Raw genomic sequence first — 11,528 nt, 5'->3', positions numbered from 1 at the left:
GGGCGGGCCCGTCTCGCCCGGCGCACCGGCTTCCGCGCCGGCCTCGCTTCCGTGGGGACCGCCCGTGGCGACGGCGGGCGGGTAGCCGCCGGGGACGGCGGGCCCCCCGGCCCCCCCCCCCGGGGGCCCCCCCGGTGACCCCCGGTGGGCGCCCCTTCGGCGTACGCAAGTCGCTTGCGGCTAGGCCGACTTCTCGTGGCGGCCGCCGTCGTTCTTGCCGATCGTGCGCGGCTCGCGCGGGACCAGCGTCGGGTTGACGTTGTCGCGGACGACGTCGGGCGTGATGACGACGCGGGCGACGTCCTTGCGGGACGGGACCTCGTACATCACGGACTGGAGGACTTCCTCCATGATCGCCCGCAGACCGCGCGCGCCCGTCTGGCGCAGGATCGCCTGGTCGGCGATGGCCTCCAGCGCCTCGCGCTCGAAGTCCAGCTCCACACCGTCGAGTTCGAAGAGGCGCTGGTACTGCTTGACCAGGGCGTTGCGCGGCTCGATGAGGATCTGGAGCAGGGCCTCGCGGTCCAGGTTGTGGACCGAGGTCAGCACGGGGAGACGGCCGATGAACTCGGGGATCATCCCGAACTTCACCAGGTCCTCCGGCATGACCTCCTGGAACTGGTCGCTCGCCTGGATCTCCCGCTTGGAGCGGATCGTGGCGCCGAAGCCGATGCCCTTGGCGCCGGCCCGGGACTCGATGATCTTCTCCAGGCCGGAGAACGCGCCGCCCACGATGAACAGCACGTTCGTCGTGTCGATCTGGATGAACTCCTGGTGGGGGTGCTTGCGTCCGCCCTGTGGCGGGACGGAGGCGGTGGTGCCCTCCAGGATCTTCAGCAGTGCCTGCTGCACGCCCTCGCCGGAGACATCGCGGGTGATCGAGGGGTTCTCGCTCTTGCGGGCGACCTTGTCGATCTCGTCGATGTAGATGATCCCGGTCTCGGCCTTCTTGACGTCGTAGTCGGCCGCCTGGATCAGCTTGAGCAGGATGTTCTCGACGTCCTCGCCGACATAGCCGGCCTCCGTCAGCGCCGTCGCGTCCGCGATGGCGAACGGGACGTTGAGCATGCGGGCCAGCGTCTGTGCGAGGAGCGTCTTGCCGGAACCCGTGGGGCCCAGCAGGAGGATGTTCGACTTGGCGAGCTCGATCGCGTCCTCACGACCGGCGCCGCCGCCGTTCTCCCCGGCCTGGACCCGCTTGTAGTGGTTGTACACCGCGACGGAGAGGGCCTTCTTCGCGGGCTCCTGCCCGACGACGTACCCCTCCAGGAACTCGTAGATCTCGCGGGGCTTGGGAAGCTCTTCCCAGCGCACCTCGCTCGTCTCGGCGAGCTCCTCCTCGATGATCTCGTTGCAGAGATCAATGCACTCGTCGCAGATGTACACACCGGGTCCTGCGATGAGCTTCTTCACCTGCTTCTGGCTCTTTCCGCAGAACGAGCACTTGAGCAGGTCGCCGCCATCACCGATGCGTGCCACGAGGTGCTTCCCCTTCGCCTGGGAGGCCGCCTGGTTCAGCGGCTCCTGGTGCCTCTAGTCGACGGTACCTTGCCTGGGCCCCCGTTCGGGCCCCCCTTGGCACGGTTCACACGGCCGTGGTCGTGCAAACGGAATGTGCCAAGGGGAAAGACCGACGTCAGAGCGATGCGCCCGCGGTGGTCTTGCGGGTCGAAACGATCTGGTCGACCAGACCGTACGCGAGGGCGTCCTCGGCCGTGAGGATCTTGTCGCGCTCGATGTCCTCGCTGATCTTCTCCAGCGGGGTCGTCGAGTGGCGGGCCAGCATCTCCTCCAGCTGCGTCCGCATGCGGAGGATCTCGTTGGCCGCGATCTCCAGGTCGGAGAGCTGCTCGCGGCCCGTCTGCGAGGACGGCTGGTGGATGAGGACGCGGGCGTGCGGGAGCGCCATACGCTTGCCCGGGGTGCCGGCGGCGAGCAGGACGGCGGCGGCGGAGGCCGCCTGGCCCATGCAGACCGTCTGGATGTCCGGCTTCACGAACTGCATCGTGTCGTAGATCGCGGTGAGCGCGGTGAACGAGCCGCCGGGGCTGTTGATGTAGATCGAGATGTCGCGGTCGGGGTCCATCGACTCCAGGCACAGCAGCTGCGCCATGACGTCGTTGGCCGAGGCGTCGTCGATCTGGACGCCCAGGAAGATCACGCGCTCCTCGAAGAGCTTCGCGTACGGGTCGTACTCACGCACACCCTGCGAGGTGCGCTCCACGAAGCGCGGGACGACGTAGCGGTTGTCCACCTGCGGGCCGGTGTAGAGGCCGCTCGCGGAGGCGCCGGAGAAGTTGTTCATGTGGGTGTTCACCATCCTGGTGGCGTTCTGGGGCTGGAGGTCTCGGCGTACGAGATGGGGGTGCGGGAGTGGTGCCGACGGTCCGGTGGAGACCGGATCAGGCACCGGTGCCGCCGCCGCCCGGGATGCCCGACGCGAACGTGATGATCTCGTCGATGAGGCCGTACTCCTTGGCCTCCTCCGCCGTGTACCAGCGGTCGCGGTCGCCGTCGCGGATGATCGTCTCGACGGTCTGGCCGGAGTGGCGGGCGGTGATCTCCGCCATCCGCGTCTTGGTGCGGAGCAGGTACTCGGCCTGGATCTTGATGTCCGAGGCCGTGCCACCGATGCCGGCCGAACCCTGGTGCATGAGGATGTCGGTGTTCGGGAGCGCGAAGCGCTTGCCCGCGGCGCCGCCGGTGAGCAGGAACTGGCCCATGGAGGCGGCCATGCCCATGCCGATGGTGACGACGTCGTTCGGGATGTACTGCATGGTGTCGTAGACCGCCATGCCGGCCGTCACCGAACCACCGGGGCTGTTGATGTAGAGGTAGATGTCCTTGTCCGGGTCGGCGGCAAGGAGGAGAAGCTGTGCGGTGATCTTGTTGGCGATGTCATCGTCGACCTGCTGACCGAGGAAGATGATGCGCTCGCCGAGCAGTCGGCTGTAGACCTGGTCACCGAGGCCTCCACCGAGGGACGGCTCTCCGGCGGCGTAGGGCATCAGATTCGTCACGTATCCACCTGCTCGTCTCTGACGGCTCCGGCCGTCTCAGCGTCTTCGTACCGGGCGGGTGAAGTCACTGCCCCACCCTTCCTCTTCATGGACCCTAACGCGCAGGTGGGACAACGCCATCCCGCTTCCGCAACTGTTCGCTGGGAGCGCAAGCTCCGCAGTGGGCACAAGGGTTCCGGGGCTCGTACAGCGATACGACGACGGGCCCCGAGCACATGGTGCGTTCGGGGCCCGTCGTTCGGATCAGGGCGAGGCTCAGGCCTCGTTCTTCTCCTCGGCCTTGTCGGCCGCCTTGTCCTCGGTGGCGGCCTCGGCCGTCTCCGCGGTCTCGGCGGTCTCGGCGGTCTCGGCGGAGTCCTCGTCGTCTTCCAGGTCGACGACCTCACCGTTGGTGTCGACGACCTTGGCGGCCTCGACGACGACGGCGAGCGCCTTGCCGCGGGCGACCTCGCCGACGAGCATCGGCACCTGGCCACCCTCGACGACGGCCTGGGCGAACTGGTCGGGGCTCATGCCGGAGGAGGCAGCACGCCGCATGAGGTGCTCGGTGAGCTCCTCCTGGTTGACGTTCAGCTTCTCCTTGTTGACGAGCTCGTCCAGGATGAACTGGGTCTTGATGCCCTTGATGGCCTGCTCGGAGGTCTCGTTCTCGAACTCCTCCAGGGTCTTGCCCTGGATCTCGAGGTACTTCTCGAGGTCGAGACCCATCTGACCGAGCTGGTGGTGCTCCAGGTTGTGCTTGCGGGTCTGGACCTCGTCCGCGAGCAGCTTCTCCGGGATCGGGACCTCGGCGAGCTTCAGCAGCTCCTCCAGGACGCGCTCCTGGGCCTGGGTGGCCTGGTCGTACTGCTTGGTGGTCTCCAGGCGCTTGCGGCTGTCCGCCTTCAGCTCCTCCAGCGTGTCGAACTCGCTGGCCATCTGGGCGAAGTCGTCGTCCAGCTCGGGGAGCTCACGGGCGGCGACGGCGGTGACCTTGACGGTGACCTCCGCGGCCTTGCCCTCGGCGGAGCCGCCCTTCAGCTCGGAGGTGAAGGTGGCCTCGCCACCGGCCTCCAGGCCGGTCACGGCCTCGTCGATGCCGTCGAGGAGCTCGCCGGAACCGATGGTGTACGAGACACCGGCGGCCACGCCGTCCTCCAGGACCTCGCCGTCGACCTTGGCCTCCAGGTCGATCGTGACGACGTCGCCGTCGGCGGCGGCGCGCTCGACCGGGTTGGTGGCGGCGAAGCGCTCACGGAGCTGCTCCACGGCCTTCTCGACCTCTTCGTCGGTGACCTCAAGGGCGTCGACGGTGACCTCGATGCCGGAGTAGTCCGGGATCTCGATCTCGGGGCGTACGTCAACCTCGGCGGTGAAGGCCAGCAGCTCGCCGTCCTTCAGCTCGGTGATGTCGACCTCGGGCTGGCCGAGGACGTTCAGCTCACCCTCGTTGACCGCCTCGGTGTAGAACTTCGGGAGGGCGTCGTTGACGGCCTCCTCCAGCACCGCACCGCGGCCGAACCGCTGGTCGATGACCCGGGCGGGGATCTTGCCCTTGCGGAAGCCCTTCACCGTGACCTGCTGGTTGATCTTCTTGTACGCCGCGTCGAGGCTGTCCTTGAGCTCCTCGAAGGGCACCTCGATGCTGAGCCGAACCCGAGTCGGGTTCAGGGTCTCCACGGCGCTCTTCACGGTTCGGTCTCCTTGGTGGCTGACTTCTTGGGGTTCTGCTCGACCGCCGATCGGCGGCTTCGCGGACCGAGCCCGGTACATCAGACACACGGGCACGCATTTTGCATAGTAACGGCAAGGGGGAGGACTCCCACAATGCGATCTTGCTGGTGGTCGGGGTGGCCGGATTCGAACCGACGACCTTCCGCTCCCAAAGCGGACGCGCTACCAAGCTGCGCCACACCCCGTCGGTGCGACACGTAGGGTACATGCACGGCGACCGCGGTTCCGCCGCTTTACGGGGCGGCTCCCCCGGGGTCGGACCGACTCCGGCGCGAGCCGGGTCCGGCGGTCGGCACAACGGGTGTGCGGGCACCGCCGCCGACCCGCTACGATGCTCTTCGTGCCGCGGTCCACGGACCTGCGGTGCGAGCCTTGCGGGCGTAGCTCAATGGTAGAGCCCTAGTCTTCCAAACTAGCTACGCGGGTTCGATTCCCGTCGCCCGCTCCACGCAGTCGAAGGCCCGGCCGGAGAATGATTCTCCGGCCCGGCCCTCGTGCGTTGCCTCCGCTTCCGAAGCTGATCCGACAGCAGTGTCGGATCTGTCAGAAGCTGATCTGGTTGATGGTGTCGGCTATCGAGTTCATGAACCTGTTGATCGACGGAGCCATGCCGGTCGATGCCAGGAAGAAGCCGAAGAGCACGGCGACGATCGCGGGACCGGCCTTGATCGAGCCGCCACGGATCATTACCACCAGGATGACCGCGAACAGCAGCACCATAGACAGTGAAATAGCCACGTCTGATCACACCCTCGGTCGGTCCGCCTTGCCGGCCCGGAAGCGTGCACCACCGCGCGCCCCGTCGCCTCCATCGTGCCACCAACTCCCCCGTGGTTGCTGCCGGGTGACGGAACGGAGTGACGGGATCCCGCCATCCTTCACGGCCGGGGCCGGCGCGGTGACGGAAGGCGGGACAGGGAGGGGCCCGCCCCGGGCCCGGCAGGCGCGCGGGAGCCGCGTCGCCCGCGCGCTCCCTGTGCGTCGGCTGTGAAATCCCGGCGGCCGAATATCAGCGACGGCGATCGTTTCCGCATCCCCACACTTCGTTCACAGCCAATTGACGGCGCGGATGCGACGTAATTCACTCCGGCCAACGCCCTGGCGATATGCCCTGTTTAAGCGGGATCAAGTGTGTCATAGCGGGCGGTGTTCGACGGTTTCACATTCGAATAGAGGGGAACACGCGATATCTCCCCGCAGTTTTACGCGAGACAATCGACCGGTCTAAGGTGCCTTAGATGTTCCAAGCTCCGAGCGTATTTCAGAGGGCCCCGCTCCCCCCGGCGACCCGGGAGTCGGAGCCCAGACACGATCAGACGCTCTCTGCCACCACCACCGCGCCCCGGCCCGCTCCCGGGACCAGCGCTCCGGCCGCCGCCGCTCCGGCGCCCGCGGCGGCGAAGAAGCGCGACCCCTACTTCGACAATGTGAAGTATCTGGCCATTGTCCTCGTCGCGGTGGCGCACGCCTGGGAACCCGTGATGGACGGCAGCCGCGCCACCCGCGCGCTGTACATGGTCGTCTACATGTTCCACATGCCGGCCTTCATCCTCATCTCCGGCTATTTCTCCCGGTCGTTCGACATGACGGCGCCCAAGGTGAAGCGGCTGATCACCTCGGTCGCGGTGCCGTACGTGCTGTTCGAGACGGCCTATTCGCTCTTCAAGCGGTACGCGGACGATTCGCCCGACATGGCGATCAGCCTGATAGACCCGTTCTTCCTGACCTGGTTCCTGATCGCCCTGTTCATCTGGCGCGTGACCACGCCGATCTGGCAGTCGATCCGCCACCCGCTGCCGGTGGCGCTCGCCATCGCCATGCTCGCCTCCGTCTCCCCCGACATCGGCGACGACCTCGACCTCCAGCGGGTGCTGCAGTTCCTGCCGTTCTTCGTGCTCGGCCTGCTGATGAAGCCCGAGCACTTCCAGCTGGTCAGGCGGCGCGAGGTGCGGCTGCTGTCCGTGCCGCTGTTCGCGGGCGCGCTGCTGTTCGCGTACTGGGTCGCCCCCCACATGCAGCTCGGCTGGCTCTACCGCGCCAACAGCGCGCAGGAGATGGACGCACCGTGGTGGTCGGGCGCGGTGATGACGCTCGCGATGTTCGGCTGCGCCCTGGCGCTGACGATCGCCTTCCTGGCCTGGGTGCCCGGTCGGGCCCGGTGGTTCACGGTGCTCGGCGCCGGAACGATCTGCGGCTATCTGCTGCACGGCTTCCTGATCAAGGGGGCCGAGTACGCGGGCCTGTTCGACCGCTACACCTGGCTCTCCGACCCGGCCGGGCTGGTCGTCGTCTCGCTCGTGGCGGCGGTGGCCGTGACGCTGATGTGCACCCCGCTGGTGGGCCGCGCGCTGAAGTGGGCCACCGAGCCGGACATGGACTGGGCGTTCCGCAAGGCCCCTGCGAAGCGCTGAGCCTCCGGGAGAACCGGCCGTTCCGCGGACCGGCCGCCGCCCTCCCCGCCGTTACCCCTGCTCCACCCGCCGGCCCGGCCGCGGGTGGATCAGTGCGTCTGCGGGTTGGCCGGATTCTTTCGGTCGGAGGGTGATTCGTCGCCGACCAGCCCCAGCAGCCTCCGTACCTGCGCATACTTCGCCGTCAGCCGGGTACGGGTCGCCTCCTCCAGGACCGCGAGCCGGGCGGGATCCGCGTTGTGGGCGAGGTCCGCCTCCTTGACCAGCAGCGCCCCCGGGGTGGCCAGGATCCGCGCGGTGTACGAGGACAGCTCCTCCCCCGACCGCTTGGTCACCGCAAGGACGATGTCCTTCACCTCCTGCGGCAGGGCGGCGTCCGCCAGCCACTGAGCCGAGAGCGCGTCGTCCTCGACCGCGTCGTGCAGCCAGGCCGCCGCGATCTGCCCGTCGTCGCCGCCGCGCACCCGTACGCCTTCGGCCACCGCCGCCAGGTGTTCCACGTACGGGCGGCCCGCCTTGTCGGTCTGGAGCTCGTGGGCCTCACGGGCGATGGCCTCCACCTCGGAGACGCTCAGATGCCGTTCAGTCATGGGCCGAGCCTACGGCCGCACCCGGAGCCGTATCCAAACTCGCCCTGCTCCGGCGGCTGTTGGCGCGACACTCTCGCGGATCAAACAGACAAAAGCTGACAATCTGACGGCGTCATAGTTGCAGGGTCAATCGTTCGGTAAACTAATTACTGATGGATTCTTGATGCCCCCTTGACCAGCTCTTGACCGACCCCGAAGGATCAGGCTCATCGGACACGCAGACACCCTCCTCGCCATGGGCGGCGCCTTCCTGGCCGCTGCCGTCCTCGCCCGCCTCGGCGGCCGTATCGGGCTGCCGACGATCCCCCTGTTCATCCTGGCCGGAATCCTCCTCGGCCCGCACACCCCCGGATACACGCTCCTCTCGAACCCGCACGACCTGGAGATGCTCTCCGCGCTGGGACTCGTCCTCCTGCTCTTCTACCTGGGGCTCGAGTTCCACATGGACGACCTCAAGACGGGCGGCCGGAAGATGGCCATCGCGGGCGGGACGTATCTCGTCCTGAACGTCGGCGCCGGTCTGATATTCGGCTTCGCGCTGGGCTGGGGCACCTCGGAGGCGCTGGTCCTCGCCGGTGTCCTCGGCATCTCCTCGTCCGCGATCGTCACGAAGATCCTGGTGGACCTCGGGCGCATCGGTAATCCGGAGACCCGGCCGATCCTCGGCATCATCGTCGTCGAGGACGTCTTCCTCGCCCTGTACCTGGCCGCGCTCCAGCCGATCCTGTCCGGTGCGGACAGCCTCTCGGCCGCGCTGATCGACGGCGGCAAGGCCTTCGGCTTCCTGCTGCTGCTCGCCCTGGCGGCCCGGTTCGGTACGAAGATCATCGGCAAGCTCATGAACACCAAGGACGACGAGCTGCTGGTCATCTCGTTCCTCGGCATGGCCGTGTTCGTCGCCGGTGTCTCCGAGATGTTCGGTGTCGCCGACGCGATCGGCGCCTTCATGGTCGGCCTGATGCTCGGCTCCACCTCGTCCGGCGACCGCATCCTCAAGCTGGTCCACCCGCTGCGGGACGCGTTCGGCGCGATCTTCTTCTTCGCCTTCGGTCTCTCCATCGACCCGGGCGACCTGCCGAGCGTGCTGTGGCCGGTGCTGGCGGCCGTCGTGCTGACGCTCGCCATGAACATCGCGGCCGGTCTGGCGGCGGCGAAGGTGTACTCCTTCGGCGCGCAGGCCACGTCCAACATCGCCACGACGCTCGTCGCCCGCGGTGAGTTCGCGCTCATCCTGGCCACGATGGCGGCTGCCGCCGGACTGGACGAGCGGCTCTCGCCGTTCATCGCCGGTTACGTCCTCCTGCTCGCCGTCCTCGCGCCGCTGGCCGCCGGACGCTCGCACTGGCTGGCCCGCATCCTGCCGGGCGGCCGCAAGAAGGACGACAACCAGGACCAGGAGCAGGTTCCGGTGTCGGTCTGAGCACCAGCTGTTGAGCACCACCGGCTGAGCACCACCGGACGGCGGAGAGGCGCCCCGATACCCGGCCACCGGGTGACGGGCGCCTCTCCGCCGTCCGGGGTCCGTGTGAGTCCGCGTGTGCCCCTTCGGGTGCCGGGGGCCCTCAGGCCCGGCGGGAGAGCAGCAGCAGCGCCCGGTCGTCGTTGACGTCCTTGGCGCAGGCCTCGATCAGATGCCAGGCCGCGCCCTCGAAGCCGGTGGAGACATAGCGGTCGGCCTCGCCCGTCAGCCGGTCGATGCCCTCGGCGATGTCCCGGTCGGAGGACTCCACCAGTCCGTCGGTGAACAGCATGAGGACGTCGCCGGGTGCGAGCGAGCCCTTCACCGCGTCGAACTCGGCCCCGTCGTAGACGCCGAGCAGGGGCCCCTCCCCCGACTTCTCCTCCCACTGGCCGCTGCCCGCGTGCAGTTGGAGGGCCGGCGGGTGCCCCGCGGAGTAGATCTCGTAGTCGCCCGACTCCAGGTCCAGCACCAGGTGGATGGAGGTGGCGAAGCCCTCGTCCCAGTCCTGGCGCAGCAGATAGCCGTTGGCGGCGGGCAGGAAGGCGTGCGGGGCCAGCGAGCCGAGCAGCCCGCCGAAGGCCCCGGACAGCAGCAGGGCCCGGGAGCCCGCGTCCATGCCCTTGCCGGAGACGTCGGTGAGGACGGCCTCCAGCGTGCGGCCCCCGTGGGTGCGGGCCGCGACGACGAAGTCCCCGGAGAACGACTGGCCGCCGGCCGGGCGCAGGGCCATCTCGCGGTGCCAGCCCTGCGGCAGCCGGGGCAGGGCGCTCTGCACCCGGATGCGTTCGCGCAGGTCGAAGAGCATCGTCCCGCCGCCCCGCCAGGGCACGCCGACCCGGGCCCGGAACTGGGCGAGGACCAGCCCGAAGAACCCGCAGGCGGCGACCACGAGCACGGTGCCGGGGGTGACCCGGGCGGGGCCGTCCAGGTACGGGCCGAGGGTCAGCGCCTCGATGATCAGGGCGACGGCGGCCGTCGCGTACAGACCCAGCAGGCTGGCGGGGCGCAGCACGAGGCCGCCCGCCACGATGGGCAGGGCGAGGGCGGCCGGGTCGATCCAGAGCGGGCTGACGACGGTGGCGAAGGTGATGGCCGGGATCGTCAGCAGCAGACCGGCCAGGGCGATCCAGTCGGAGCCGTCGCCGCGGAAGTAGTCGACCCCGGATTTGCGCACACCGACGCGGACCCGGTGCGTCTTTCTGCGCCACCGGGCCCAGAAGTCGTCTGCTCCTCCGCTACGGGCCACTGCCGGGACCTTATCCACCCGGACGCCTCCGGTGCAGGGGTACCCCGGTGACAATGCGCTCGAAATGGGGTCGTCCGCGCGTTCCCGTCGGCCTTCTTCGGACGGATTTCAGCCTTTCCCGCTGTCGGAGGGGCCCGTCGGCTGGCACCGGGGGCACCAGAAGAGGTTGCGGGAGACGAGGTCCGCGGTGCGGATCTCCGTACCGCAGATGTGGCAGGGCAGGTTCGCGCGCCGGTAGACGTAGACCTCGCCGCCGTGGTCGTCCTTGCGGGGCGGGCGGCCCATGGCCTCGGGGAGGTGTTCGGGGCGGACGGTGTCGATCCGGTTGTTCCGGACGCCTTCGCGCATCAGGTCGGCCAGGTCCGCCCAGATCGTGTCCCACTCGGCGCGGGTGAGGTCGCGGCCCGTGCGGTACGGGTCGATGCCGTGGCGGAAGAGGACCTCGGCGCGGTAGACGTTGCCGACGCCCGCGATGACCTTCTGGTCCATCAGCAGCGCGGCGATGGTGGTCCGGCTGCGGGAGATCCGCTGCCAGGCCCGCTCCCCGTCCTCGTCGCCGCGCAGCGGGTCCGGTCCCAGGCGCTCGTGTATGGCGCGCTTCTCGGGCTCGGTGAGCAGGGCGCAGGTGGTGGGGCCGCGCAGGTCCGCGTAGTGGCCGGCGTTGACCAGGCGGAGGCGGACGGTGTCGGTGGGCGGCGGGGGCGGGGCGGCGCCGAAGCCGAGCTTGCCGAAGAGGCCGAGGTGGATGTGGACCCAGCCGGTGTCCCCGAAGCCGAGGAAGAGGTGTTTGCCGTGGGCGTCGGTGGCGGTGAGGGTGCGCCCGTCGAGGAGGGCCGCGCTGTCGGAGAACTTGCCCTGCGGGCTGCTCACCCGGACCGGCGCGCCCGCGAACCGTTCGGTGTGGTCGTCGGCGAGGCGGCGGATGGTGTGTCCCTCGGGCACGGCGGGGCTCCTGCGGTCCGGGCGGGCGGTGACATGACCGTGGGCGCGCCGCCCGGGCGCGCGGGCGGCGGGGGGGGGGGGGGCCGCCCGTACGGGGTGTGGTGGGGGCGGCCGCCGGGGCCCCGCCCGGACAAGGCGAACCGG

Annotated in this window: 10 protein-coding genes and 2 tRNA genes; 3 read left to right on the top strand and 9 right to left on the bottom strand. The window is 69.1% G+C overall.

The features are described from left to right. Window positions 1–180 precede the first annotated feature (180 nt). The 5 genes from clpX to JS521_RS28635 form a co-directional block, all read right to left on the bottom strand. A complete protein-coding gene (clpX, locus tag JS521_RS28655) occupies window positions 181–1,479 on the bottom strand; it encodes an ATP-dependent Clp protease ATP-binding subunit ClpX (RefSeq protein WP_075266467.1) in 1,299 nt (432 codons plus the stop codon). Window positions 1,480–1,636: 157 nt separating this feature from the next. Further along, window positions 1,637–2,320, bottom strand: coding sequence for an ATP-dependent Clp protease proteolytic subunit (locus JS521_RS28650; protein ID WP_006124415.1), 684 nt, complete (start codon window positions 2,318–2,320; stop codon window positions 1,637–1,639). A gap of 82 nt (window positions 2,321–2,402) precedes the next feature. Then, a complete protein-coding gene (locus JS521_RS28645) occupies window positions 2,403–3,008 on the bottom strand; it encodes an ATP-dependent Clp protease proteolytic subunit (RefSeq protein WP_030077754.1) in 606 nt (201 codons plus the stop codon). 267 nt (window positions 3,009–3,275) lie between these two features. Further along, the gene (gene tig, locus JS521_RS28640; RefSeq protein ID WP_205085858.1) at window positions 3,276–4,691 is read right to left on the bottom strand and encodes a trigger factor; all 1,416 of its coding nucleotides are present in this window, start codon (window positions 4,689–4,691) and stop codon (window positions 3,276–3,278) included. A gap of 150 nt (window positions 4,692–4,841) precedes the next feature. Further along, a tRNA-Pro gene (locus JS521_RS28635) sits at window positions 4,842–4,918 on the bottom strand. Between the two features lie 189 nt (window positions 4,919–5,107). Here JS521_RS28635 and JS521_RS28630 point away from each other — a divergent pair. After that, a tRNA-Gly gene (locus tag JS521_RS28630) sits at window positions 5,108–5,181 on the top strand. A 95-nt stretch (window positions 5,182–5,276) separates the two neighbouring features. On the opposite strand, the gene JS521_RS28625 is transcribed toward JS521_RS28630, so the two are convergent. Further along, window positions 5,277–5,453, bottom strand: a complete 177-nt coding sequence (locus JS521_RS28625) for a hypothetical protein (protein ID WP_018959195.1) — start codon at window positions 5,451–5,453, stop codon at window positions 5,277–5,279. Between the two features lie 518 nt (window positions 5,454–5,971). On the opposite strand from JS521_RS28625, the gene JS521_RS28620 reads away from it, so the two are divergent. Beyond that, entirely contained in the window at window positions 5,972–7,144 is a 1,173-nt protein-coding gene (locus JS521_RS28620; RefSeq protein WP_205085857.1) for an acyltransferase family protein, read from the top strand. An 89-nt stretch (window positions 7,145–7,233) separates the two neighbouring features. On the opposite strand, the gene JS521_RS28615 is transcribed toward JS521_RS28620, so the two are convergent. Then, window positions 7,234–7,734 carry an HD domain-containing protein gene (locus JS521_RS28615; protein ID WP_205085856.1) on the bottom strand — a complete coding sequence of 167 codons (501 nt, stop codon included), beginning with the start codon at window positions 7,732–7,734 and terminating at the stop codon, window positions 7,234–7,236. 235 nt (window positions 7,735–7,969) lie between these two features. On the opposite strand from JS521_RS28615, the gene JS521_RS28610 reads away from it, so the two are divergent. After that, a complete protein-coding gene (locus tag JS521_RS28610) occupies window positions 7,970–9,154 on the top strand; it encodes a cation:proton antiporter (protein ID WP_205085855.1) in 1,185 nt (394 codons plus the stop codon). A 142-nt stretch (window positions 9,155–9,296) separates the two neighbouring features. Here JS521_RS28610 and JS521_RS28605 read toward each other — a convergent pair whose 3' ends face one another. Both JS521_RS28605 and JS521_RS28600 read right to left on the bottom strand, forming a co-directional pair. Next, window positions 9,297–10,442 (bottom strand): PP2C family protein-serine/threonine phosphatase, encoded by a 1,146-nt coding sequence (locus JS521_RS28605; protein ID WP_205085854.1) that lies wholly within the window; start codon window positions 10,440–10,442, stop codon window positions 9,297–9,299. A 108-nt stretch (window positions 10,443–10,550) separates the two neighbouring features. Further along, window positions 10,551–11,384, bottom strand: coding sequence for an Fpg/Nei family DNA glycosylase (locus JS521_RS28600; RefSeq protein ID WP_205085853.1), 834 nt, complete (start codon window positions 11,382–11,384; stop codon window positions 10,551–10,553). Window positions 11,385–11,528: the final 144 nt, after the last annotated feature.

It is taken from the genome of Streptomyces durocortorensis, assembly GCF_016901035.1.
Lineage (GTDB): Bacteria > Actinomycetota > Actinomycetes > Streptomycetales > Streptomycetaceae > Streptomyces > Streptomyces durocortorensis.
The sequence above is the reverse complement of the archived record's forward strand: the minus strand, read 5'-3'. Positions and strand labels throughout refer to the sequence as shown.